This is a genomic window from Nitratireductor sp. OM-1, assembly GCF_003296175.1.
GTDB classification, from domain to species: Bacteria; Pseudomonadota; Alphaproteobacteria; order Rhizobiales; family Rhizobiaceae; genus Nitratireductor; species Nitratireductor aquimarinus.
Genome location: NZ_CP029208.1, coordinates 2,282,238 through 2,307,439 on the forward strand (window position 1 = coordinate 2,282,238; position 25,202 = coordinate 2,307,439).

Consider the following 25,202-nt stretch of genomic DNA (forward strand, 5'->3'; position numbering starts at 1 on the left):
ATGTCAGCTGTTTCCACCTGACTGCGAAATTTTGTGGCCTGTGCCGCAGGCCACCGGATGCCTTCGAACAGTGCAATGCCGGGAACCTTCGCCAAGGATGCCCCGACTTTAGATTGGAAACGTTGACGCGGGGTGTAGGCAAGAGCGTCATCAAGGGATTTGCCCCGTCCATGGGGAGAGGGGACTACCTCCACGGTTGTTTTTCTCCCCGCCGCGCCTCGTTCAAGCAGGCCAATCGTGCGCACTCATGCGCCCTTTGCCGGGGAGAGGGCGCGATGAACGGCACCGTTTTCTCCCCGCGCCCTCTGCCGCTCCTAGACTTTCCCCGATCAAAAGGAACGGGCCAAGATGGAACAGACCGCAAATCTCAAGCTTCCCTACATCATGCCGTCGCAGGCGCAGAAACACGTGACGCACAACGAAGCCATTCGTCTTCTGGACGGACTGGTGCAGCTCGCTGTGCGTGACCGCGACCTCTCCGCACCGCCGGTCAGCCCCGAAGAGGGCGAATGCCACATCGTTGCGGCGGCGGCGACCGGGGCGTGGACGGGCTGGGAAGGGCAGGTGGCGTATTTCGCCGATGGGGCGTGGATGCGGTTTGCGCCAGCTGCCGGCTGGCGGGCCTGGATCATCGACGAGGCGCGTCTTGCCGCCTTTGATGGCGTGGGCTGGCAGGCCATCAACGGATTTCCGGAGAGCGCGGCGGAGATCCAGAATGCAGCGCTGTTCGGGCTTGGAACGACCGCCGATGCGACCAACCCGTTTTCTGCAAAGCTCGACAAGGCGCTCTGGACGGCCCGCTACGCTGCCGAAGGGGGAACGGGCAGCCTGCTCTACACGATGAACAAGGAAGCGCCTGCCGGCGATGTGGGCTTCCTGTTGCAGAGCGGTTTCGTGACGCGCGCGATGTTTGGGCTTCTCGGGTCCGATGGCCTGAGGCTCGCGGTTTCTCCCGATGGTGTGGCCTTCAAGGATGCGATTCGCACCGATGAGGGTTCCGGCCTTGTGTCGCTGCCGGGCAACGCCAAATTCCTTGGCTTCATCAATTACGACCAATATGTCGCCGCCGACACATGGCAGACCGTGGCCATCAACAACACGCTGTCGAACGATCAGATGTCCTTCGACACAGGCGCAAACCGTTTCACCGCACCGGCAGACGGGCTCTACCGCTTTGGGGCGAGCATCGGCTGGAAGCAGAACGGCGCGAATGTGCCGACGGCGGTGAAGGCGAAGCTGATGCTCAATGGCGCGAGCGACCTCTGCGCGCCTTTGGTGGCGTGCGATGTGGCCGATCTGGCGGTGGATGGCTCGGAGACGGCGCTGCATCTTCACGTGATGGCGCGCCTGGCGGCGGGTGACACAGTGGCGCTTGCGCAGCTTTTCAGCGGGCTTGATGGCTATGTGCCGGCGACGGTCACGCGGTTCTGGGGAGAGTGGGTGGCCTGACGCATGGCGCAGCGACTGGCGCGTGCTCCACAGAAAGGCTGAAAACGCCTGCTTGTCGTGGGGCCGCGCTTCTGCTATCCACCGCTTCGCTCGGTCTTGGGGCGTCGCCAAGTGGTAAGGCAACGGTTTTTGGTACCGTCATTCGCAGGTTCGAATCCTGCCGCCCCAGCCAGCCTTCGCTAAAGCTACGGCTGGGCAAGCCGGAGCGCGAGTGGAGGCTGCCACGCCAAAGCCTAAAGGGCGAAGGCGGGCCGGAGATGCCATGCACTATGTCTATATTCTGCAAAGCCTGACGTATCCCGACAAACATTATGTCGGTTGCACAAACGACGTCGATGAGCGGCTGAGAAGGCACAATGCCGGTCGATCAGAATCGCAGTCGCGCCACTCATCCATGTTCGGTCCTTGGAAACTGGTCATCCAAATAGGTTTCGAAGACAAGGTGAAGGCATTTGCCTTCGAAAGGTATCTGAAATCCAGTTCAGGTCGCGCTTTCGCGAAGAGACATTTCTGATCCCTTCCAACCGGTTCTTGCTTCTCAGTTTTTCCGCGCGTGGTTGTCGTAGGTGGGGTCCTAATACTGTGCTGCGGCGGGCCGCCCCGTGGGAAACGTCATCTTGCTGAACCGCTCAACATAAAGAGCGGGTGCTTCGCCACGGAGCCCTGACCTCGCTACCTGTTTAACCAGCCTGCTCGATCATCCCGCGCAGCTCGTCCACCTTTGCCTTCAGGAGCGCCTTGTCGCCGCGGGTTTCCACGTTGAGGCGCAGCAGGGGTTCGGTGTTGGAGGCGCGCAGGTTGAAGCGCCAGTCGTCGAACACCATGCCGAGGCCATCCTGGCTCTCGATCTCGGGGTTCTGCGACATGTAGTGATCGGAAATGCGGGCCTGTACCGCGGCTGCGTCCGAAACGGTGAAGTTGATCTCGCCCGAGCAGGGATAGGCGGCGATGCGCTCTTCCAGGCGCTCGGCGAGCGTGGTGCCGCTGGCCGAAAGCTCCGCCACCACATTCAACCATGCAAGCATGCCTGAATCGCAATAGGCGAAATCACGGAAGTAGTGGTGCGCGCTCATCTCGCCGCCATAGATGGCGTTTTCCGCGCGCATCATCTGCTTGAAATAGGCATGGCCAGTGCGGCAGGCCTTCGCCACGCCGCCGGCGCTTTCCACCACGTCGATCGTGTTCCAGGTCAGGCGCGGGTCGTAGAGAACGGTGCTGCCCGGATTCTTGGCGAGCAGTGACTGGGCGATCATGCCAACCAGATAATAGCCTTCCACGAAACGGCCCTTGTGGTCGTAGAGGAAACAGCGGTCGAAATCGCCGTCCCAGGCGATGGCGAGGTCCGCGCCGTGCTCGATCACCGCCCTGCTGGCCTTCTCGCGCTTCTCCGGAAGCAGCGGGTTGGGCACGCCATTGGGCAGGCGCGGATCGGGCTCGTGGTCGATCTTGATGAAGGTGAAGGGCAGATGCTTTTCCAGAAGATCGATGATCGGGCCTGCACAGCCATTGCCGGCATGGCAGACGATCTTCATCGGTTTCAGGTTCTGGCCCGCCACCTCGTTGAGAAGACGTTCGATATAGGCATCGCGGTCGCACAGATCGTGCAGAGCGCCGCGCGCGGCATAATCGGCAACCGGCTGAAGCACCGCATTCGAACGCATGATCTCTTCGATTGCGTTGAAGGCGTTGTCCGGTGTGGCGGCGGACGCGCCTTTCAGCACCATCTTGATGCCGTTGTAATCGGGCGGGTTGTGGCTGGCGGTCACCATGAGGCCGGCATCCGCGCCGCTGGCGGCGGTGTGGAAATAGACCTCTTCCGTGCCGCAGCGGCCAACGGGGCGCACGGCGACGCCGCTGTCGAGAAGGCCCTGGGTCAGCGCTTCGGCCAGCGCCGGGCTGTCCATGCGCATGTCGTGGCCGATAACCACCGTGCCGGGGTTGAGGCTTTGCTTGAGCGCCTGCGAAAAGCGATAGGCGAAGGGAACATTGATTTCTGCGGGGATACGGCCGCGAACGTCATACGCTTTAAAGGGGGCGCCCATACTTTCCTTCCTGAATAATCTCGAAGATGAACAATGCTCTGTCATCGTTTAGCATTGCAATGATTGATTGAAGTTTTGTTAGAATTGGATGAATGCACACAGAGACACAATTGCGGCGACAAATGCGCACGCTACGCAAATACACAAGAGCTGAAACGGTTGCATGCCGGCTTGTTCACCTCGTGTAACAGCCGGCGCATCAGTTTGAAGGGGGGCGTTGGTTGCACTGCGCCCGCCGCATCCCTATTCAACGGACGGGGATAACGCGGAATCATCCCGCAACCGATTGGGCAACAAATGCAATTCATCGATCTCGGCGCTCAGCGTGAGCGCATCAAGGACAAACTGGCGACCGCAATCGACAAGGTTGTTGCCGAAGGGCGCTATATTCTTGGGCCGGAAGTCAGCGCTCTTGAAGAGCAGCTCGCGGCCTATGTGGGCACGAAGCACGTTATCGCCTGCGCCAATGGCACCGACGCCCTGCTCATGCCGCTGATGGCCTATGGCATCGGACCGGGCGACGCGGTGTTCTGCCCGAGCTTCACCTTTGCAGCGACGGCCGAAGTCGTGGCGCTGGCCGGTGCAGAGCCGGTTTTCGTGGAAATCGACGCCGACACCTACAATATGGACCCGAAGAGCCTGACGGCCGCCATCGACCACATCAAGGCGGAAGGCCGACTGACGCCGAAGGCGGTGATCCCGGTCGATCTCTTTGGTCTGGCTGCCGACTACGGAGCCATCGAAGGCATTGCCGCGCGTGAAGGTCTGCGCATCATCGAGGACGCCGCCCAGTCCATCGGCGGCACGCTCAACAACAAGCGCTGCGGTGCGTTCGGCCATGTGGCGTCCACCAGCTTCTACCCGGCCAAGCCTCTGGGCTGTTATGGTGACGGCGGTGCGATGTTCACCGATGATGACGAGCTGGCCGATGTGCTGCGCTCCATCGCCTTCCACGGCAAGGGCGAAAGCCAGTATGACAATGTGCGCGTGGGCCTGAATTCGCGCCTCGACACGATCCAGGCCGCGATCCTGATCGAGAAGTTGGCGATCCTCGAAGACGAGATGGAAGCGCGCCAGAAGGTTGCTGCACGCTATGCCGAAGGCCTTGGCGATGTGGTGAAGGTGGCGGTGACGCCGAAGGGCCATCGCTCGGCCTGGGCGCAATATGCCATCGAGACCGGGAAGCGGGACCTGGTGCGCAAGCGCCTTGGCGAGGCGGGCATTCCTTCGGTTGTCTATTACGAGAAGCCGCTGCACCTGCAGAAGGCCTATGAGATGCATGCGAAAGCGCCGGGTGGTCTCGCCATTTCGGAGAGCCTCCCGCACCGCATTCTGTGCCTGCCGATGCACCCCTATCTCGCCGAGAGCGACCAGGATCGTGTGATCGAGACCATCCGTAGCGCTGTCGCCGAATAGGCTGACGACTGCTTCCAAGACATCGAAAAGGCCCGTGAAAACGGGCCTTTTTTGCATTCTGAAATGCCTTTTCCCCTTTGCCGGAAACAACGCAAAAAGCGCCTCGCAAACCGGGGTGAGGTTGGGCGTGCGCGCCTTGAGAGGGCCGAAAACCGCATGGTACCCCAAGGGCAGGATCCGGAAGCCGTAGAGGCTCCGGCCGCAGCGACAAAGACGCGAAGGCGAAAACATGCCGGCAGCCCTTACCCATCTCGACAGGCTGGAAGCCGAGGCGATCCACATCTTCCGCGAAGTGGCGGCGACCTTTTCAAAGCCCGTGATGCTTTATTCCGTCGGCAAGGATTCGTCCGTGCTGATGCATCTGGCGATGAAGGCGTTCTACCCGGCCAAACCGCCATTCCCCTTCCTGCATGTGGACACGACGTGGAAGTTTCGCGAGATGATCGAATTTCGCGACTGGATGGCGCGCGAAAAGGGTTTTGAACTTCTGGTGCATGTAAACGAGGAGGGCGTGCGCGACGGCATCAATCCGTTCGATCATGGCTCCAACACGCACACCCATGTGATGAAGACGGTGGCGCTGCGCCAGGCGCTGGACAAATACGGGTTTGACGCCGCCTTTGGCGGTGCGCGGCGCGACGAAGAGAAAAGCCGCGCCAAGGAACGCATTTTCTCGTTCCGCTCCGCAGGCCATGGCTGGGACCCAAAGAACCAGCGGCCGGAAATGTGGAAGATCTACAACACGCGCGTGGCGCAGGGTGAATCGATCCGTGTCTTTCCGCTCTCCAACTGGACCGAGCAGGACATCTGGCAATACATCTTGCAGGAAAACATTCCCATCGTTCCGCTCTATTTCGCCGCCAGACGGCCGGTGGTGGATCGGGGCGGAATGACCATCATGGTCGATGACGACCGGATGCGCCTTCAGCCGGGCGAGAAGGTGGAGGAGCGTCTGGTGCGCTTCCGCACGCTTGGCTGCTACCCGCTGACGGGCGCGATCCCGTCGACCGCTGCCACGCTCGAGGAAATCGTCGGCGAGATGCTGACGGCCCGCACGTCTGAACGGCAGGGGCGTCTGATCGACCGCGATGAGGCGGGCTCCATGGAAAAGAAGAAGCGCGAGGGGTATTTCTGATCATGTTGACCGCCAACACAGCGCTTCTGCGTGAAGATGACGATGCTCTGGTCGATATCCGCGACTATGTGGCCGGGCAGGAGAACAAGGGGCTTTTGCGGTTCCTGACCTGCGGCTCGGTGGATGACGGCAAGTCGACGCTGATCGGGCGTCTCCTGTTCGACACCAAGCTGATCTTCGAGGACCAGCTGGCAGCGCTTGAAAATGATTCCCGCAAGCACGGCACGGCCGGCGACGAGATCGATTTCGCACTGCTGGTCGACGGGCTGGAGGCCGAACGCGAGCAGGGCATCACCATCGATGTGGCCTATCGCTTCTTCTCCACGCCGCGCCGCAAATTCATCGTGGCCGACACGCCGGGCCATGAGCAGTACACGCGCAACATGGCAACCGGCGCATCCACCGCGGATGTGGCCATCGTGCTGGTGGACGCGCGGCAGGGCATCCTGCCGCAGACGCGCCGACACTCTATGATCGCCTCGCTTCTGGGCATTCGCCACATCGTTCTGGCGGTGAACAAAATCGACCTTGTCAGCTTCGACGAAGCCGTGTTCGAGCGCATCGCGGCGGAATATCGCGCGTTTGCCGAAGAGCTCGGCTTCACGACGATCCAGCCGATCCCCATGTCGGCGCGCTATGGCGACAATGTCATCCGCTCGTCGGGCAAGACGCCCTGGTATGATGGGCCGTCGCTGCTGGAGCATCTGGAGACGGTCGACATCGAGGCCGAGGCGGAGGGTAAGCCGTTTCGCTTTCCCGTGCAGTATGTCTCGCGGCCGAACCTTGATTTTCGCGGTTTCTCGGGCACGGTGGCTGCTGGCAGCATCGGCGTCGGCGAGCGGGTGACGGTCGCCAAGTCGGGCAAGCAGACGCGCATCCGCCGCATCGTCACGCAGGATGGCGATCTCGACGTTGCCTCGGAGGGGCAGGCGGTGACGCTTCTGCTCGAGGACGAGGTGGAGCTTTCGCGCGGCAACATGCTGGTGACGCCGGAGGCGCGCCCGCATGTGGCCGATCAGTTCTCCGCGACGCTTGTGTGGTTCGATGAAAAGCCGCTCCTGCCGGGGCGCTCCTACATTCTGCGCACCGAAACGGATGAGGTTTCGGCGACGGTGAGCCAGCTCAAGCATCGACGGAACATCAACAATTTTGCCGAGGAAGCGGCAACCAGCCTCGATCTGAACGAGGTGGGGTTGTGCAATTTTTCAGCTCAGGCGCCGATTGCCTTTGACGCTTTCAGCGATAACCGCACCACGGGCGCTTTCATCCTGATTGACCGGCTGACCAATGCGACGGTCGGCGCGGGCATGATCCAGCGGCCTTTGCGGCGCGCAGCGAACATCCACTGGCAGGCGCTCGACGTGACGCGCCAGTCACGCGCGGAGCTGAAGCACCAGAAACCGGCGGTTCTGTGGTTCACCGGGCTCTCGGGCTCCGGCAAGTCGACCATTGCCAGCCTTCTGGAAAAGAAACTGCATGCAGCCGGCCGCCACACCTATGTTCTGGATGGTGACAATGTTCGCCACGGGCTGAACCGGGATCTGGGCTTTACGGACGAGGACCGGGTGGAGAACATCCGCCGTGTGGCCGAAACGGCAAAGCTGATGGCGGATGCCGGGTTGATCGTGCTCGTCTCGTTCATCTCGCCCTTCAGGGCCGAGCGGCGCATGGCGCGCGAACTGATGACCGAGGGCGAGTTTGTGGAGGTCTTCGTGGACACGCCCTTTGAAGAATGCGCGAGGCGTGATCCGAAAGGGCTCTATGCCAAGGCGCTCAATGGCGAGATACAGAACTTCACGGGCGTCGATTCCCCCTATGAGACGCCGGAAAGGGCTGATATCCACATCGAGACGATGGCCCGCGCGCCCGAAGAGCTGGTCGACGAAATCGAGGCCTGGCTCAAGGAACGTGGCCATTGCTGATCTGAATTGAAGAAGGGCATCGGAACAACCAAAAGCCGGTTTCCGATTTTCGGTCCGATGCTCTGGTGGAAAGACTGACTGGCCCATGGGCATGATGAAGGACGACGCGGCGCTTCTGGCGCTGTTTGAAGAACTCGCGCTGGCGGCGGGGGCTGCGATCATGCAGCACTACGAGGCGGGCTTCGAGGTGGAGCAGAAGGCCGACGATACGCCGGTGACGGCAGCCGACCGTGCTGCGGAGAGGGTGATCCTCGACGGGTTTCGGAATGTGGGGCTGGGAACGCCCTGCGTTTCTGAAGAGGCCGCGTCCGGTGGCGTCATTCCGGCCTGCGGCGATGGCAATTTCCTTTTGGTAGATCCGCTCGATGGCACGCGCGAATTCATTGCGCGGCGTCCGGATTTCACCGTCAATATCGGCCTGATCCGCAATGGCGAGCCGGTGGCGGGTGTTGTCTATGCGCCGGCGCGCGATCTGCTTTATTCGGCGCGTCCGGGGGCTGCTTTTGAAATTCCGGTGGTGGGTGGCAAGCCGCAGGAGCGGCGGACGATCAGGGCGCGGCCGCGCCGGACGCCGCCTGCGATTGTCGCGAGCCGCTCGCACTGTACCGACGAAACCCGCGCCTTCATCGCCCGCCATCCCGATGCCGAGACGGTTTCCATCGGTTCGTCGCTGAAATTCTGCATGATCGCGCGCGGCGATGCGGATCTCTATCCGCGCTTCGGCCGCACCATGCAGTGGGACACGGCGGCCGGTGACGCCGTGCTGCGCGCGGCAGGCGGCATGGCGCACACGCTGGACGGCGCGCCGCTCACTTATGGGCCGAAGGGCGGCGAGGGGCTGGAAGCCTTTGTGAGCCCGTCATTCGTTGCCGAAGGGGCGGGCTGGTAGCATCCTGCCTTTGGGGCGCTGTTGTGGTAGGCGCAGCCGTCAACGCCTCCTTCTCCCCGCTGGCGGGGAGAAGGTGAGGATGAGGGGCGGGCACCTGCAATTGTGATCAGTGCCAGGTTTTGAATGGGGGTGGCTGCCGTGCGGCGAGGCTTGCGCGGCCCCTCATCCCCCTGCCGGGACCTTCTCCCCGCACACGGGGAGAAGGAGGATGGCCGAAACTGCGGCGCTCCTTGATGGGAAGGGAAGGCAGGGCCCGGGCTTTTTCAACTGACTGTCCTGTCAGGCCGTCGTCAGCTCTTCCTTCCAGGGGGGATTTGCGCCGGCGCGTGACACGGTGATGGCGGCGGCGCGGGTTGCGAAGGTCATTGCTTCTGAAATCTCTTCAGCGCCGAGTGCGGCGATTTTCTCCTTCGTCAGAAGCCCCGCCATCTCAAGTGCCGCCAGAAGCGCGCCGTTGAACGTGTCGCCGGCGCCGACCGTGTCGACCACGGTGACGGGCCGTGCCGCGACGAACTGCTTTTGTGATTTCGTGTAGGCCGTCGCGCCCTTGCCGCCATCGGTGACAATGACGAGGGAGGGCCCGCGCGCCAGCCAGCGCGCGGCGATCGCGTCGGTGCTTTCCGTTTCGCCGAACCATGCAAGATCGTCGGTGGAGATTTTCACGATGTCGGACAGGGCAAGCATGCGCTCAATGCGGGCGCGGTGGCTTTTTGCATCGGTGATAAAGGCGGGGCGGATGTTTGGGTCGAGCATGATGACGCGGCCCGCAGCCTCGCGCGCCATCAGCGCCTCATAGGCCGAGCCACAGGGCTCTGACACGAGGCTGATGCCGCCGAACAGAAGGGCCGACACATCTGTGCCGATGGCGGGCAGGTCGTCGGGCGAGACCATCCGGCCGGCTGTGCTTTCATCATAGAAGGCGTATTCGGCCTGACCGGCGGTAAGGGTCACGAAGGCGAGTGTCGTGGGGCGGCTGGAAATCTGCGCAAGGCCAAGATCCACATGGCTTTCCTCAAGCTTCTCGCGCAGCATCCGACCGAAGAGATCGTCCGAGAGGCCGGTGAAGAAGCCACAGGACACGCCGAGGCGGGCAATGGCGATGGCGCTGTTGAAGACCGCGCCGCCGGTATAGGGCGCAAAGGCCGCTTCGCCGTCGCTCGACTGGCGCGGCAGCATGTCGATCAGCGCTTCGCCGCAACAAAGGATCATGACGTGCCTCCCGTTCGTTTTGCCCATCGGGAGTAGCGGGCGGCGGGCGGCTTGGCAATGCAGGATGCGCGGGGCCTTATCAATGGAAGTTGCGGCCCTTGGGCAGAACACGCACATCGCGCGGGTGACGCCAGAGATTTTGCGCGGTCGCGGGCTTTTCCGCCGCCTGTGCGTCCGCGCCCGGATCGGACATGGCGGCCAGAAGCTCCGGCGTCGTGTCGAGCAGACGGCGGGCGACCACATGGATGACATTGCTTTCTTTCTGCAGAATGCCCTCGATGGTGACCATGCGCGCGCCGAACACGATACGGCGAAAGCGCTGGAAGACGCGCGGCCAGACGATGACGTTGGCAATGCCGGTTTCATCCTCCAGCGTCATGAAGATGACGCCGCTTGCCGTGCCGGGGCGCTGGCGCACCAGAACGAGGCCCGAAACGCGCACGAAGCGCCCGGCCGGGATATCCGCGAGGGCGCGGGTTTCCACGATGCGGCGTTCCTTGAGCTGCTGGCGCAGGAAGGAAACGGGATGCGCCTTGAGAGAAAGGCTGAGCGTGCCGTAATCCTCTACCACCTGCTCGCCGGGAAGAAGTTCCGGCAGCGCCACGCTCTCTTCGGCCTGAAGGGGTGTTTCTTCCGTGTTTTTGGTGCTGGCGAAGAGCGGCAGTTCCTCGGCTGCCGCACGCACGCCCTGATGGCCGCTCAGGCCGCGCACCTCCCAGAGGGCAGCGCGGCGGTCGAGCCCGAGTGAGCGGAAGGCGTCCGCCTCGGCAAGCCGGCGCAAGGAGAACATGTCGATGCCGGAACGGAAATAGAGGTCGCGCACGGTGGCAAAGCCCGCGCCGCGCGTGGCCATGATCTTCAGCGCTGCGGCCTCGCGTATGCCATCCACCTGGCGCAGGCCAAGCCGCACCGCATGGCGGATCGCGCCCTTTCTCGAGGCCGGTTCCAGCGTGTGGTCCCAGTCGCTGCGGTTGATGTCGACGGGGCGTGTCTCGCCGCCATGATCGCGGAAATCCCGGACGATGGAGGAGGCGGAGTAAAACCCCATGGGCTGGGAGTTCAAAAGTGCGCAGGCAAAGACATCCGGATAGTGGCATTTGAGCCAGGAGGAGGCATAGGCGAGCAGCGCGAAACTGGCCGAATGGCTTTCGGGAAAACCGTAATCGCTGAACCCCTTCATCTGGTTGAAACAGCGCTCGGCAAAGTCGGGTTCATAGCCATTGGTGAGCATGCCCTTGATGAAGTCTTCGCGGAACTGGTCGATTGTGCCGGTGCGGCGGAAGGAGGCCATGGCGCGGCGCAGCCGGTCGGCCTTTTCCGGCGAGAAGCCGGCCGCGACGATGGCGATCTTCATCGCCTGTTCCTGAAAGAGCGGCACGCCGAGGGTCTTCTGGAGCACGGCGCGCAATTCTTCGGAAGGATAATCGACATTCTCTTCCCTGTTGCGGCGGCGCAGATAGGGATGAACCATGTCGCCCTGAATGGGACCGGGGCGGACAATGGCGATCTCGATCACGAGGTCATAGAAATTTTCCGGTCGCAGGCGCGGCAGCATGGACATCTGCGCCCGGCTTTCGATCTGGAAGACGCCAACCGTGTCGGCGCGCTGGATCATGGCGTAGGTGGGGCGGTCGTCGCGGGGCACGGTGGCCAGCGTGCGCTCTTCGCCATAGTGATCGCGCAACAGATCGAACCCCTTGCGCAGGCAGGTGAGCATGCCGAGCGAAAGCACATCCACCTTGAGGATGTTGAGCGCGTCGAGATCGTCCTTGTCCCATTCCACCATGGTGCGGTCCTTCATGGCGGCGTTGGCGATGGGCACGATTTCGCTCAAGGGCGAATGGGTGAGCACGAAGCCGCCCACATGCTGGGAGAGATGGCGGGGGAAGCCGATCAGCTGGCTGACGAGAACGAGGGTCTGGCGCAGGCGTGGATCGGTGGGGTCGAGACCGGCTTCGCGCACCTGGTCGCCGGCAGGCGTGCGCGAGGAATGGCCCCAGACAAGGCCGGTCATTGCGGCGACCACATCGGGCGACAGGCCCATGGCCTTGCCGGCCTCGCGCACGGCGCTGCGCGTGCGGTAGGAGATGACGGTGGCGGCCAGCCCGGCGCGGTGGCGGCCATATTTGTCATAGATGTACTGCATCACCTCTTCGCGCCGCTCATGCTCGAAATCGACATCGATGTCCGGCGGCTCGCCGCGCTCTGCGGAGATGAAGCGCTCGAACAGAAGGTCGATCTCGGTGGGATTGACCGAGGTGACGCCAAGGCAAAAACAGACGACAGAATTGGCCGCCGAGCCGCGCCCCTGGCACAGGATGGGCGGGGTCTGTGCGCGGGCGAAGTTCACAATGTCGTGCACGGTGAGAAAATAGGCGGCGTAGCCAAGCTGGCCGATGAGCTTCAGCTCATGGGAAATCATGCCGGCGACCTTTGGCGGAACCACGCCGTCGAAACGGACTTTTGCGCCAAGCCAGGTGAGGCGTTCCAGCTCCTCCTGCGGGGTGGCGCTCTCACCGCTCGATTCCTTCGGATAGTCGAAGCGCAGTTCATCGAGCGAGAAGCGGCATTCATCCATGAGCGCCACGGAACGGGCGATGGCGTCTTCGTGGCCGCGCAGCAGGCGGGCCATCTCCGCAGGCGCTTTCAGGTGCCGCTCGGCATTGCGTTCCAGCCGGAAACCGGCCTCGTCGATGGTGCAGTGCGCGCGGATGCAGGTGAGGAGATCCTGAAGGGGGCGGCGGGCCGGCGTGTGGTAGAGCACGTCATTGGTGGCGATGAGCGGGGTGCCGCAGGCCGTGGCAAGCGCGGCAAGGCGCTCTTGGCGCGCGCCATCATTGGCCCTCCGGTGGGGCGTGAGCGCCAGAAACACATCGCCGGGGAAGAGGGCTGCGAGGCGGCGCAGGTTTTCCTCGAAATCGGAGCCGTAATCATAGGGCGGCATGGCGATGAAGCGCTGGTCCGCGCCAAGCTGTTCCAGATTGCCCAGATGGAGGTGGCACTCGCCTTTCGGTGCACGGCGGTTGCCATCGGTCAAAAGCTGCGTCAGGCGGCCATAGGCATCCCTGTCGGTTGGGAAGCAGAGCGTTTCGAAATCGTCCAGCGTGACCAGTCGCGCGCCGACGACAAGGCGGATCTTCTGCGCCTTCGCCTCCACATGCGCGCGCACGACGCCAGCCATCGTGTTGCGGTCGGCAATGCCGATGGCCGCATGGCCAAGCCGGGCGGCTTCGGCAACCAGCTCGCGGGGATGAGACCCGCCGCGCAGAAAGCTGTAATTGCTGGTGACGCCGAGCTCTGCAAAGGGCGGGGCCGGTGGCGCGGAACGCTTTTTGGGGGGCGTTTCGGCGGTGTCGGCCTTTGAGCCGGTGGTCAGAGGGATGGGGCTTGACGATTGCGCGCTCATGCGAAGACCCCGTGGATGAACCAGCGCGGGGTTTCTTCATCGCGCTCATAAAGCCCGTCGCGGAAGAGCCAGAAGCGGCGGCCGGCTTCATCTTCGATGCGGAAATAGTCGCGTGTCTTGCGGCTGGCCCCGAGTGGCGCGCGCCACCATTCAGGCGCAATGCGTTCCGGCCCTTCGGCGCGCGTCACAAGGTGGGCCACGCGCCGCCATTCGAAACGGGTGGGCGGGCCATCGGGCACGCCGGCAAGCGTGGTGACGGGCTCCGGCACGGCAAAGAGGAAGAGGGGGCGGGCAAAGGCCGCGCCATCCTGAATGCAGCGGGCATGGGCCTGCCAGTCGTGGCTTTGCGCGGGTTTGAGCACGGAGACGGCGCGGGCGGCGCGCTCGGGCAGGAAGCTCGCATGGGGTTCGGCGCGGGTGACATTGCGCGCGCCGAACCGGTTGACCAGCCGGTCAAGCAGCAGGGCGATGTCGCCGTCACGCATGGTCATGGCGTCGTCGCCATCGCGCATGGTCATGGCGTCGTCGCCCAGATCCTCCTGCCGCATGGCGAGCGTTTCCACGGAAAAGGCGGTGAGGCTGGCCGCCTCAAAGCCGAAGCCGGCGCGATCCTCTATGCGGTCGAGCCGCTCGCCGAGAAGGCGGGCGAGATGTGCTGCATCGCGCGTGGGGGTGCTGGTTGCGAGCGGCAGGGCCTCGAACCAGCCATCGACGCGGAACAGCCGCAGCTCCACGCGCCGCGCGCCCTTGCCGGCCTTTTCAAGGAGCGCGCAGAGGTCGCGCGTGAGGCGGCCGATGGCGATCCCGATTGCTTCCTGCGTGACGATGGGCTCGGCGAAACGGCATTGCGCGGCATGCAGATGGGGCGGATTGAGGGGGCGAAAGCTTTCCTCCTCATGGCCAAGCGCCTCGTCCAGCCGGCGCAGCGCGAGCGGGCCAAAGCGCGACGCCAGCGGCGCGCGCGGCTTGCCGATGAGATCGCCGATACGTTTGAGGCCAAGCTTTTCAAGCGCCTTGACCGTGCTCTCCTCCAGCCGCAGGGCGCAGACGGGCAGCGGCGCCATGTGCCCGGCGAGGGTGGCGCGGGTGACGGCAAGGCGATCATCGGGCGCGTGGCGGGCAAGCGCCCAGGCGCCGCCGATGGTGGGCGCCAGCGCCAGCCGTGCGGTGAGGCCGAAACGGCCAAGCTTTTTCGCCAGCGTTTCCATGAGGGCGGTCTCGCCGCCGAAGAGATGCGCACAGCCGGCAATGTCGAGGCTCACCCCGTCGGGAAAGTCGGGACGCGTCAGCGGCGAGAAACACTGGCACCAGAGCGCCAGCCTTATGAGGGCGCGCTCATCGCCCTGAAGATCGGCATGGGCGACCTGCAGGGCGGGGTGGATGGCGCGCGCATCGGCCAGCGCCATGCCGGGCGAAAAGCCCAGCGCCTCGGCCGCCTGATTGAGCGCGGTGATGCGCTGGCCATTGTCCGTGGTGGTGACGAGCACCAGCGCCGCGTCCTCATGAGGCTTCTGCCCATTCGGGGGGCAATCTGGAGCTGGCGCGCCCGGCGTCATGTGGCCATGGTGTTGCCCCTGTGGTCGCTCCTGCCGGCGTTCTATCGGCCAGCGGGGCAGGAAGACGGAAAGAAAGCGTGTCATGATCCCACTCGACATCCCAGCCGCTTGAGAAACGGCGGGACATCCCTTGCCTTGATTTGAGAAGCGCAAGCCGCCAGCGCGGCGCACCCGAATATGAGGATTGGCCCGATGATTGGCCTGAGGATTGGCCTGAGGATTGGCTGGGCGAGGCGGGCGCTGCGGGAAGCGATGCGACGGACCAGCGGGTCTCGGCCGCCGTGCCCTCTGCTGAAGCCTGTCGCCCGCGCAGGATGAGGGCGGTGACGCCGTGGCGCGCGGCGCGCAGGGCAAGGCGGCGGCTGGCGGCGAAATCATAGGCGCGGGCGCTGTCGGGCAGGATGCCGGCGACGGCGGCGAGCGGCGCATGGGAAAGCCCTTCCTCCAGCGCCCACAGAATGTCGATGGGCTTGCGCACCTCGATCCTGATCAGCCGGTTCGGGTCAAGCCCGAGGGCTGCCAGACCGGGCGGGTAGAGCGCGCCTTCGCCGTTTGCCAGATGCGCGGGCACAGCCCAGAGAATGGGGCCGGGGCGCTGGCGGAGAAGACGCGCCAGAAAACAGATGCCGAAGCCCGCGCCGGCGGCGAAATCGCCATGGGTGGCCGGGAGGATTTCATGCAGCGCGCCGGTCTTGAGGCCGTGGGCGGGAAGGGCGGCGTCAAGTGCCTCTGCGCCCAGCCCAAGCGCGGGGCGGGCGTTGGGCGTCAGCCTTTCCTGAGGGGCGATGCGGCGGCGTAAGGCCTCTATCTCGAACCTGTGTTTCATGACGCAACTCCGGAACGCACTAACAGGACGCGGCGGATGCCGACACGGTCTGCACCGGTGGCGGCGCGCCGGAAGCGCCCTGATTCAAATTCGCAGCATCTTCCTTCAAGGGACTGATTTGACTCGTCTTCACGCCTGCGCCCGGCAGGGCGTGCGCGGGCGGCGCATCGCGCAGCCATTCTTCCAGAAGGCGTGTGCGCTGAGGCGTGGCACTGCCAGCGCAGACATTTGTGAAAGGGCAGGAAGCTTTGCTGCTGCGGGCGCAAAACGTCCGCCCGAGATCCTGCATGAGGATGTGATGTTCTTCAGTGTCGGAAGCCTCCCAGCCATTGGGAAGCTGGCGGTTGAGAAGGCGGACCGAACGCTCGGGCGACGTCTGCTCGGGCACGAGGCCAAGACAGCGCGCTGCGCGCCAGTGCGCCGTGTCGACGACAAGAACGCGCCTGCGCAGGGTGCTCATGTTGAGGGTGGCAGCGCTGGTCTTGGGGCCGACGCCGTAAAGCCGTTCCAGCCAGGCAAGGGCGTTCTCCACCGGCCAGCCATGCAGGAAGCCGAGATCGAGCGCGCCGCGCAGGCTGGCGATTTCCTGCAGGACGCGGGGCAGGGCCTCGGCCTTGCGCTCGGGGTGGGTGACGCCTTCAAGAAGCGGGTCGAGTTCGTGGGAGGATGCTTCGGCCAGACGCTGCCAGGAGCCTCTGTGCTGCGCCACTTCGAAATGCTCGACCAGAGCGGCGAAAACCCCGAGCGCCGTTTCATTGCGCGTTCTGCCGCTGAGCATCGCCAGAATCATCTGGCTTATCGGGTCGAGACGCACGAAATCCGAGGGCGGTCCGAAGACAGCCAGCAAGCGCTGATGGAGGCTTGCAATCCGGTCGAAAGGTGCAAGGGGCAGGGTGTATTGCATGCCCGCATGATAAGAACAAATAGGGAACAAATCAATCGTTCTCTACCATCGGGCTGAGAACAGCTGAGGAAAACGAAAGGCCGCCAGACAGCTGGTCCCACGGCAGACGCGCGCTGTCTGACGGCCCGCTCCAGCGTTCTGACGACGCTTTCAGCAGTGTCCCCTCTGGACCCTGCCATACTGAAAGCATCAAGCGTGCCAGTCGCAGTTCGCCTGGGCTTTATTCTGATTTTTCAGTGTGTTGCCGTTATCTGTCCAAGCGGGCGTGTTTCGTTCTCGCACCGGCCATGATGCGCGTCAGAGCAGGCTGCCCACGAAACGGGCAGACGCCTTCATCAAATAGCGACTTCCAGACGGTTGCGGCCTGTGGATTTGGCGCGGTTGAGGGCGGTGTCGGCCTGACCGAGCGCGATCCAGAAGCTCTCCTTACGCGGCAGCGGCGTGTGCAGGCCGACGCTCACGGTAAGCGGGATCTCGATCCCGTCGAGATTGAAGGGCGTGTCGGAAACGGCGGTCTGGATGCGTTCGGCAAGGCCGAAGGCGCGTTCGGCGTCATAGGCCGGCAGCACAAGCGCAATGGCCTGCCCGCCGAAGCTGGCGACCATGTCCGTCTGGCGAACGGCTGACTGGACGACGGACGCGACATGGCGCAGGGCCTGCTCACCGGCAGCGTGGCCGTGTTCCTCAAGCACCTGATCGAATTCGTCGATGTCGATGAGCGCCATGGAATAGGGCTGTCCGGCCCAGTTCATGGCGGCTGCGAGCTCCGGTCCGAGCTTGTCGAAGACGCGCCGGTTCAAAAGCCCGGTTGCCGTATCCGTGGTGCCCATCGGTGCCTCCTTCAAGCGTCGTGGTCCGAAATGCGAGCGCTGCAATTCAAGAATGCGGCCGATCACGATGGCGGCAATCACATTGGCCACAATAGCAACCGGTGCGACTTCGCCCAAGGTGCGCATGGCCGTTTCCCACGGCATGAGGAAAACCGAAATCAGGGAGACCGATGTCAGAAGACCGACGCCGGCGAGCGCGACCATGGAAACGCGCCGGCCTTTCACCATCTGCGCGAAAGCCAGGCTCACCAGGCTGCAGATCAGGACGGCGACAATGCCGCTCGCCACGCCTGCGCCGCCAAGCCAGATGCGACCGAGGATCGCGACAGCCGAGGTGATGGCAAGCGTGATCCAGCCGCCATAGGTCATGGCGAGAACGACAAACACATTGCCGATGTCGAAAGAAAGGCCGGAGGAGGCGTGTGCGGTGAAGAGGGCAGGCCCGATGGAGCCCACGGAGAAAAGCGCGGAGACGAGAAGGCTGCGCTGTAAGGATGTCAGCGCAAGCCGGGCCGCGCGTTCGTAAAGAAGCGCGGCGATGACCGCAATTCCCAAGCCTTGCAGGAACTCGGATGCCAGGGCAGCCATGTCCATCAGGTCAATCTCCGCAGACGCCTCACCAAAAGAAACAACGATTTGCGTGCGAAAATGCAGCCCGCCATTACTTCGCCTGATACTCAGTATGTATGACAAGGCAGCGTAAACACAAGAAGTTCCAGTGCAAAGCCCGGTTCTTCAACTTGTTCGCGTATTTCCGTGGAGGTTTGTCCGTCCGGTTGCCGCGGGGTAACGGCATGTTTACACCGCTGAAATATTATGTGCCGGCAAAAGGCGAGGGGATGGGACGTTTGCAGGCGGTGTTCGAGCGGTTTTACGCGTTGCGCATCTGGCAACAGGCATGCATCGTCACTCTGGGCGCTGCCGTGGGTGCTGACGCGCTGACGCTCATTCTCTACTCCATATTCTTTTCCGACCGGCTGATGCTCGACCTGATTCTCACGGCAGTCATCACCGTTCTTGTGGCCTACCCGATCGCCTATGTTTTTCTGAGCAAGACGGCGACCGTCGCGAAACTGGCAGCGGAGCTGGATAAGGCTGCAACGACTGATTACCTGACCGAGCTGTGCAATCGACGCAATTTCATGCAGCAGGCGGGCGCGTTTATCGGAGAAGCGGACGCCTCGGCAGGTGTCGTTCTCTTCATCGATGTGGATCACTTCAAGCTGATCAACGACCGGTTTGGCCATGCCGAGGGGGACCGGGTGCTTGTGCTGGTGGCGGAGGCAATTCGCCAGAGCGTGCGCGTGGATGATATCTGCGCGCGCATTGGCGGCGAGGAATTCGCCGTGTTCATGCCGGGCGCGGACCTGCCGCTTGCGCGCACGGTTTCGGAACGCATCGCCCTGAGCTGCCGTCTCGTTGGGTGCACGGCGCACCCCGAAGAGCTTTCCACCACGGTGAGCATCGGCGTTGCCATGCATCGCCCGGAGCAAACGCTGGATGAAGTTGTCCGCGAGGCCGATTTCCTTCTGTACAGGGCCAAGCGGGGCGGGCGCGATCAGGTGATGTATCGCGCGCCGCATGAGGTCGTCGCCTGAGGGTGGCGCCGGGCACGCGGTTCATGGAATGAAAAAAACGGCGCCGAAGTGCGCCGTTTGCGTTTCGTCTATTCGACTTCGATGTGGAAAACCGACCAGACCCAGCCGCGTTCTTCTTCTTCCGGCGCCTTGCGGCCACCGGTGTCGTAGACCAGCCAAAGCGGCCCGAGGCCGCCGATGCCGATTGGTTCGCCTTCGACCTTCATGGCGAGGATCCATTCATGGGCGGCCATCTTGTCGGCATCCATTTCGAAGCCGAAGCCATCGAGCGCATAGAGTGTCGCGCTGTCGCCTTTCGCACCGGCTGCAGCAAGAACGTCTTTCAGAAGCGGGCCTTCCATGGTGAGCGGGCGCGGCCAGTCTTCCGTGTCGGCATTCACCTTGATCGTCTTCTGCGGAAGGGCGGCAAGCGTCTCCCAGTCGAAGCTGTGCGCCTTGTCGAACGTCTTGTCGTGGAACTTCAGAAACCCGTCAAAGAACGGGTCAAACGCCTCACGATTGGTGTTGTCGATCTCGCCGCTGACCGTCAGCAGCGTACCCTCGGCCTGGCCGGGGGAAACCGTTGCAAACAAGAGGGACGTGGCGATGGAAGCCGAAATCAGTAATCCGCGCATTGCCGTCTCCGGGTGGTTTCGTTTGATAATGGCGCAGACCCTAGGCGCGTGCTCTTAACGCGGTGTTAAGAAATTCACCCGACGTAGCGGCCCTCAGCTGATTGTGGTGAAGCGGCTGTGCGAGGTTTCCCCAATTGACTGGAATTTACAGGTTGCATAATTCAACCAGGCATTGTGTATTGCTAGCCGTCGCACATCAGGGGACGCGGCACGGCATTTGTCATTCAGACGGAGGGACGGGGTGAACGTCGTCGCATTCAGGGCGGATAAAGAAGACGGGCACCCCGCGCGCGGACGGGGCGCGCGGCCTGCCGCGATGGGCGCAACGGATTTCGATGCCTGGCTGAAGCATCTCGGTTTCAGCGAACGGCATGCCGCCAGGGTGCTGCAGGTGGGCAGGGCGACGATCGCGCGCTATCGGCGCGAAGGCGCGCCGGCCCATATCGGCTATGCCTGTACGGCAATCGCTCTCGGCATGCCCATATGGCAAAAGGCCGAGTAGGCGGATTTCCCTCGAAGATCGCTCTTCCGTCATGGTCGGCCCGCCCGTGTTTCAGGCGAGGCGCTTCTGTTTCGGCATTAATACCGATTGATGCAGAAGCTCTGGGTGTGGCTGGCGCAGCGCGCTATCGCGCATAATCCCTGTCTGAAAACAAAAAAGGCCGGGCGCTAGCCCGACCTTCTCGATCATCTCAACGCCCCGTGCCAGTACATCCGTGGTCACGTGGCGGAGACGAAACTTATGCAGCCTGCAGGTTGTCCGCAGCGCTTTTGCCCGACTTGCGGTCCTGGACGATCTCGAAGCTGAGCTTCTGACCTTCCACGATGGTCTGCATGCCCGCCCGCTCGACGGCAGAGATGTGAACGAACACGTCGTTCTTGCCATCATCGGGAGCGATGAAGCCAAAGCCGCGGGTGGTGTCGAAGAATTTTACGGTTCCAGTGTTCATACGATTTTCCTTTCAAATCGTCATAGGGGATCGATGCCTGACGATTGCCATGCACCGGGTAGTTCGAATTTGAGGGAAGATCGTAGGGGCGCTTTGCAGCGCGAAACAAAGTTCAACAGCAAGTTCGATACGCGACATATAGGTGTGGATTGTGTTTGAAACAAGGTCTGATTGAGAGATAGTTCCACCCCGGATCACGCATGCGCATTTCCGACGCTCGGGAATGCTCAAAATCCCTGCCAACGCCCTGGAAGTGCGGGAGCAATCTGCGTGAAAACGGGTGGCAGAGAGGGGGAGGCGACACAGCTTGAAGGGGAGGACTGGCTCAACCCTTGGGAAAAATGTCGATTTTTGAAAACTGGTCGGAGTGGCAGGATTCGAACCTGCGACCCCCTCGTCCCGAACGAGGTGCGCTACCAGGCTGCGCTACACTCCGTGACCAGACGGCGGGCTTATAGCCGCCGGATTTGAACTGCGCAAGATCAAACCGACATTCAATACGGACTTTCTACATCGCCGGTCTCCACATAGACCGATTTGGCCTGTGAATAGGCGGCGAGCGCGGCCATGGCGTTCTCCCGGCCGAAGCCGGACTGCTTCACGCCGCCGAAGGGCAGTTCCACGGGCGTCAGATTGTAGGTGTTGATCCAGCAGGTGCCGGCTTTCAACGCGTTGATGACGCGATGGGCGCGGGCGAGGTTCTGCGTGAAGACGCCGGCTGCAAGGCCGAATGGCGTGTCATTGGCGCGCTCGATCACCTCGTCTTCGTCCTCGAAGGTGAGAATGCTCATCACCGGCCCGAAGATTTCCTCACGCGCGATTCGCATTCCGTCGGTCACATCGGTGAAGATCGTGGGCTCCACATAGTAACCGTCTTCCAGCCCCTGCAGTCCCGGTGCGCCACCGCCATGATGCAGCGTTGCGCCGTCCTCGCGGCCGATCTCGATATAGCGCAGCACCTTGTCATGCTGCGCCCTGCTGATGAGCGGCCCGAGATGGGTTTCGGGGTCGAGCGGGTCGCCCAGGCGAATCGCACTGGTGCGCTCCGTCAGGCGTGACAGGAAGCGCTCGTAAATGCCCTTCTGCACAAAAACACGGGTGCCGTTGGAGCAGATCTGGCCAGTCGAATAAAAATTGCCGAGCATGGCGCCGCCAATGGCGTTTTCCAGATCGGCGTCATCGAACACGATCAGCGGTGACTTGCCACCGAGCTCCATCGTGGCGGGCTTCATGTGGCTGCCGGCGAGCGACTGCACCTTCTTGCCGGTCTCCACCGAGCCGGTGAGCGACACCTTGGCGACCCCGGGATGGGCGACAAGCGCTGCGCCGACATCGCCCAGTCCCTGCACCACGTTGAAGAGACCGTCCGGAAGCCCCGCCTCGGTGTAAATCTCGGCGAGCTTCAGCGCGGAAAGCGGGGTCACCTCGGAGGGTTTGAACACCATGGCGTTGCCCATGGCGAGTGCGGGGGCGGATTTCCAGCCGGCGATCTGGATCGGATAGTTCCACGCGCCAATGCCGACGCATACGCCGAGCGGTTCATGTCGCGTGTAGCCGAACGCGCCGCCAAGCTCGACCTGCTCGCCGTTGAAGGCGGCAACCGCGCCGCCCAGAAACTCCAGAGCCTCGGCGGCGGAAGGCGCGTCGGCGACCAGCGTTTCCTGAAGCGCCTTGCCGGTGTTCAGGGTTTCCAGCGCGGCCAGTTCTTCATTGTGCTTAAGAAGAAGGTCGGCTGCGCGGCGCAGTATGCGTCCGCGCTCAACGGGTTTCAGCTTCGCCCAGGCCGGCTGGGCCGCGCGTGCGGCCTCGACGGCAAGCTCGACGATGTTCGGGGTCGCGGAATGAACGCGTGCGATGGTCTCGCCCGTTGCCGGATAAACGACATCGATGACGGCGCCCTGTTCATCTTCCACATAGTGGCCGTTGATGTAGTGCGATGCTTTCGGCTGCGCGCGCATAATGTCTCCAGCTTTGGAGCGCCTTCGCTTTTCGTTGAGTTGCGAAAGCGCTGAAACTTTTTGTTTTGCCCAATTCCGGGCGGAAAACCGGTTTCCGCTTTTCCTGAAATTGCCCTATCGGTCGGTTTCCCGCCAGCGCGGGTTGATCCAGGGTTCCTGATTGGACGGGCTGAGCGGTGTCCGGCCAAGAATATGATCGGCGGCTTTCTCGCCCACCATGATCGATGGCCCGTTGAGATTGCCGTTGGTGATACGGGGGAAAATCGACGAATCTGCGACCCGCAGCCCTTCGACCCCGATCACGCGGCATTCCCCGTCGACAACGCTCATCGCGTCGCTTGCCGCACCCATACGGCAGGTGCCGCAGGGATGATAGGCGCTTTCGGCATGATCGCGGATGAAGGCGTCGAGTTCATCGTCGGACTGGACGCTGTCGCCCGGCGCGATCTCGCGTCCGCGATAGGGGGTGAAGGCGTCCTGCGAGAAGATCTCGCGGGTGAGGCGGATGCAGTGGCGGAAGTCGCTCCAGTCCTGCGGATGCGACATGTAGTTGAAGCGGATCTCCGGCTTGTCCCAGGCGTCGCCCGATCTGAGGCGGATCGCGCCGCGCGATCTGGAGCGCATCGGTCCGACATGCGCCTGAAAGCCGTGTCCCTTCGCCGCCGCCTTGCCATCATAGCGGATGGCGACGGGCAGGAAGTGATACTGGATATCCGGATACTCGACGCCGGCGGCGGAGCGGACGAATGCGCCGGCCTCGAAATGATTCGATGTGCCCAGACCTGATTTAAAGAACAGCCATTCAGCGCCGATCAACCCTTTGGAAAGGAGATTGAGCTTTGAATAGAGCGTGATCGGCTGAAGTGATTCCTGCTGGATGTAGAGTTCCAGATGGTCCTGCAGATTGCCGCCAACGCCGGGCCGGTCGGCCACGACATCAATGCCGCGCTCCTGCAGATGTGCGGCGGGGCCGATGCCCGAAAGCATCAGCAGCTTTGGTGAATTGATCGCTGATGCTGCGATAATGACTTCACGTTTTGCTTTAACGACCTGAATCTTTCCGTGAGCTTCGATCTCGACGCCGGTGGCGCGTTGATTCTCCATGACAACGCGGCGCGCGAAGCCATTGACGAGACTCACGTTCTTTCTCTTCAGCGCGGGCCGGAGGTAAGCGTTGGCCGTGGACCAGCGCCGGCCCCTGTGGATCGTCTGCTGGAGTGCGCCGAAGCCCTCCTGCTGGGAGCCGTTATAGTCCGGCGTGGTCTCGAAGCCGGCCTGTCGACCCGCTTCAACGAAGGCGGAAAAGAGCGGATTGTCGCGCGGGCCCTTGCGTACATGAAGCGGGCCGTCGGTTCCGCGCCAGCCGGCTTCGCCATCCTCCATCGTCTCCATGCGCTTGAAGTAGGGCAGCACATCCGCATAGGCCCAGCCGGCCGCGCCCTGTTCGGCCCAGTGGTCGAAGTCGCGGGCGTGGCCGCGGACATAGACCATGCCGTTGATGGAGGAGGAGCCGCCGATCACCTTGCCACGCGGTGTGGCCAGAACGCGCCCGCCCAGATGTGGCTCCGGCTCGCTCTGAAAGCCCCAGTCATAGCGCGCCATGTTCATGGGGAAGGAGAGGGCGGCGGGCATCTGGATGAAGGGGCCGATATCGCTGCCGCCATATTCGATGACGATGACCGAATGCCTGCCGTCTTCCGACAGGCGGTAGGCAAGCGCGGCGCCGGCGGAGCCGGACCCGATGATGACGAAATCGGCTTCAGCCATGGAACGCACTCCCGTGGGGCGTGTGACGGGCAAGCGCCATGTCGAGATAGTCTTCGACGAGGAAGATGGCGGTCCGGGAATCCTCGACGCCTTCGCCGAGCGCACGGCGCAGATAAAGACCGTCGATAAGGGCGGCGATGCCGCGCGCTGTGCGTATGGCGGCAGGGCGGGGAAGATCGGCAAGGCCGCTCAGAAGGTCGCTGTGAAGGCGATGCACGTAGATGCGGAAGAGGCGGCCAAGCGCTGCATCGCGCCGCGCCTCCACATAAAAGGCGAGCCAGGCGGCGATGATCTCGGGGCGGAACTGCTCCGGCGAGAGGTTGACCGCGATGATCGCGCGCACCCGCTCAGGCCCGGAAAGCGGAGCGATGGCCGGGCGGATCTCATTGCCGAGCTGGGTGAGGATGTGGCGCATCGTGGCGAAAAGGAGGTCGTCCTTGCCGCCGAAATAGTGATGCGCAAGCGCGGTCGACACGCCGGCGCGGCCGGCAATGTCCGACATGGTGACGTTCAACGCGCCGCGCTCGCCAATGGCGCTGATGGCCGCATCAATGAGCGCGCGGCGGCGGATGGGTTCCATTCCGATCTTGGGCATGGCTCTCGTTTATTATTGATTGATGAGTCAATCAAGAAAAATTCGGAGGCTCAGACCGGGTGTTTGAATAGTTCAGGCTTGAACGGTCTTCGCGCCGGATTTATGATTTTGTGAGACAGTTCATCAACACGCTGGC

The 25,202-nt window shown here is 62.9% G+C and carries 19 protein-coding genes, 2 tRNA genes and 1 pseudogene; 9 read left to right on the plus strand and 13 right to left on the minus strand.

What is annotated here, in order from left to right:
- Window positions 1-348: 348 nt before the first annotated feature.
- The 3 genes from DEJ54_RS10725 to DEJ54_RS10735 all read left to right on the plus strand — a co-directional run bounded on the left by DEJ54_RS10725 (window position 349) and on the right by DEJ54_RS10735 (window position 1,963).
- On the plus strand, window positions 349-1,449 hold the full coding sequence (locus DEJ54_RS10725; RefSeq protein ID WP_113154557.1) for a DUF2793 domain-containing protein: 1,101 nt from the start codon (window positions 349-351) through the stop codon (window positions 1,447-1,449).
- Between the two features lie 97 nt (window positions 1,450-1,546).
- A tRNA-Gln gene (locus tag DEJ54_RS10730) sits at window positions 1,547-1,621 on the plus strand.
- 90 nt (window positions 1,622-1,711) lie between these two features.
- Entirely contained in the window at window positions 1,712-1,963 is a 252-nt protein-coding gene (locus DEJ54_RS10735) for a GIY-YIG nuclease family protein (RefSeq protein ID WP_113154558.1), read from the plus strand.
- Window positions 1,964-2,129: 166 nt separating this feature from the next.
- Here DEJ54_RS10735 and DEJ54_RS10740 read toward each other — a convergent pair whose 3' ends face one another.
- Window positions 2,130-3,491 carry a phosphomannomutase gene (locus tag DEJ54_RS10740; RefSeq protein WP_113154559.1) on the minus strand — a complete coding sequence of 454 codons (1,362 nt, stop codon included), beginning with the start codon at window positions 3,489-3,491 and terminating at the stop codon, window positions 2,130-2,132.
- 297 nt (window positions 3,492-3,788) lie between these two features.
- Here DEJ54_RS10740 and DEJ54_RS10745 point away from each other — a divergent pair, with 297 nt between their 5' ends.
- From DEJ54_RS10745 to cysQ, 4 genes and pseudogenes are all read left to right on the plus strand, one after another.
- Complete coding sequence (locus DEJ54_RS10745) at window positions 3,789-4,907, plus strand: DegT/DnrJ/EryC1/StrS aminotransferase family protein (protein ID WP_113154560.1); 1,119 nt, start codon at window positions 3,789-3,791, stop codon at window positions 4,905-4,907.
- A gap of 217 nt (window positions 4,908-5,124) precedes the next feature.
- A pseudogene (gene cysD, locus DEJ54_RS10750) lies at window positions 5,125-6,042 on the plus strand (sulfate adenylyltransferase subunit CysD); the annotation flags it as partial.
- Between the two features lie 2 nt (window positions 6,043-6,044).
- Entirely contained in the window at window positions 6,045-7,964 is a 1,920-nt protein-coding gene (gene cysN / locus DEJ54_RS10755) for a sulfate adenylyltransferase subunit CysN (RefSeq protein ID WP_113154562.1), read from the plus strand.
- 85 nt (window positions 7,965-8,049) lie between these two features.
- Window positions 8,050-8,853, plus strand: coding sequence for a 3'(2'),5'-bisphosphate nucleotidase CysQ (gene cysQ, locus DEJ54_RS10760; protein WP_113154563.1), 804 nt, complete (start codon window positions 8,050-8,052; stop codon window positions 8,851-8,853).
- A 279-nt stretch (window positions 8,854-9,132) separates the two neighbouring features.
- Here cysQ and DEJ54_RS10765 read toward each other — a convergent pair whose 3' ends face one another.
- The 6 genes from DEJ54_RS10765 to DEJ54_RS10790 form a co-directional block, all read right to left on the minus strand.
- On the minus strand, window positions 9,133-10,062 hold the full coding sequence (locus DEJ54_RS10765; RefSeq protein ID WP_113154564.1) for a carbohydrate kinase: 930 nt from the start codon (window positions 10,060-10,062) through the stop codon (window positions 9,133-9,135).
- A 79-nt stretch (window positions 10,063-10,141) separates the two neighbouring features.
- Window positions 10,142-13,468, minus strand: a complete 3,327-nt coding sequence (locus DEJ54_RS10770; protein WP_113154565.1) for an error-prone DNA polymerase — start codon at window positions 13,466-13,468, stop codon at window positions 10,142-10,144.
- The gene (locus tag DEJ54_RS10775) at window positions 13,465-14,955 is read right to left on the minus strand and encodes a DNA polymerase Y family protein (RefSeq protein WP_113154566.1); all 1,491 of its coding nucleotides are present in this window, start codon (window positions 14,953-14,955) and stop codon (window positions 13,465-13,467) included. Before DEJ54_RS10775 ends, DEJ54_RS10770 begins: the two co-directional genes overlap by 4 nt.
- 13 nt (window positions 14,956-14,968) lie before the next feature.
- Window positions 14,969-15,850, minus strand: coding sequence for an ImuA family protein (locus DEJ54_RS10780; protein WP_245447497.1), 882 nt, complete (start codon window positions 15,848-15,850; stop codon window positions 14,969-14,971).
- A 19-nt stretch (window positions 15,851-15,869) separates the two neighbouring features.
- Window positions 15,870-16,754, minus strand: a complete 885-nt coding sequence (gene nth / locus DEJ54_RS10785; protein WP_162742255.1) for an endonuclease III — start codon at window positions 16,752-16,754, stop codon at window positions 15,870-15,872.
- 335 nt (window positions 16,755-17,089) lie between these two features.
- Entirely contained in the window at window positions 17,090-18,178 is a 1,089-nt protein-coding gene (locus DEJ54_RS10790; protein ID WP_113154568.1) for a diguanylate cyclase, read from the minus strand.
- 200 nt (window positions 18,179-18,378) lie between these two features.
- On the opposite strand from DEJ54_RS10790, the gene DEJ54_RS10795 reads away from it, so the two are divergent.
- Complete coding sequence (locus DEJ54_RS10795; RefSeq protein WP_245447498.1) at window positions 18,379-19,182, plus strand: GGDEF domain-containing protein; 804 nt, start codon at window positions 18,379-18,381, stop codon at window positions 19,180-19,182.
- 68 nt (window positions 19,183-19,250) lie between these two features.
- Here the strand turns inward: DEJ54_RS10795 and DEJ54_RS10800 are convergent, their stop codons facing one another.
- Window positions 19,251-19,796, minus strand: a complete 546-nt coding sequence (locus DEJ54_RS10800) for a hypothetical protein (RefSeq protein WP_113154570.1) — start codon at window positions 19,794-19,796, stop codon at window positions 19,251-19,253.
- A 241-nt stretch (window positions 19,797-20,037) separates the two neighbouring features.
- Between DEJ54_RS10800 and DEJ54_RS10805 the strand changes: the two genes are divergently transcribed.
- Window positions 20,038-20,298, plus strand: a complete 261-nt coding sequence (locus tag DEJ54_RS10805) for a hypothetical protein (protein ID WP_113154571.1) — start codon at window positions 20,038-20,040, stop codon at window positions 20,296-20,298.
- Between the two features lie 238 nt (window positions 20,299-20,536).
- Here the strand turns inward: DEJ54_RS10805 and DEJ54_RS10810 are convergent, their stop codons facing one another.
- The 5 genes from DEJ54_RS10810 to betI form a co-directional block, all read right to left on the minus strand.
- On the minus strand, window positions 20,537-20,746 hold the full coding sequence (locus DEJ54_RS10810; RefSeq protein ID WP_113154572.1) for a cold-shock protein: 210 nt from the start codon (window positions 20,744-20,746) through the stop codon (window positions 20,537-20,539).
- Window positions 20,747-21,105: 359 nt separating this feature from the next.
- Window positions 21,106-21,182, minus strand: a tRNA-Pro gene (locus DEJ54_RS10815).
- A gap of 58 nt (window positions 21,183-21,240) precedes the next feature.
- Window positions 21,241-22,704: a betaine-aldehyde dehydrogenase gene (betB, locus tag DEJ54_RS10820; protein ID WP_113154573.1), complete on the minus strand. Its 1,464-nt coding sequence runs from the start codon at window positions 22,702-22,704 to the stop codon at window positions 21,241-21,243.
- 114 nt (window positions 22,705-22,818) lie between these two features.
- Window positions 22,819-24,471 (minus strand): choline dehydrogenase, encoded by a 1,653-nt coding sequence (gene betA, locus DEJ54_RS10825; protein ID WP_113154574.1) that lies wholly within the window; start codon window positions 24,469-24,471, stop codon window positions 22,819-22,821.
- The gene (gene betI, locus DEJ54_RS10830) at window positions 24,464-25,066 is read right to left on the minus strand and encodes a transcriptional regulator BetI (protein ID WP_113154575.1); all 603 of its coding nucleotides are present in this window, start codon (window positions 25,064-25,066) and stop codon (window positions 24,464-24,466) included. The genes betA and betI overlap by 8 nt, the downstream gene beginning before the upstream one ends.
- Window positions 25,067-25,202: the final 136 nt, after the last annotated feature.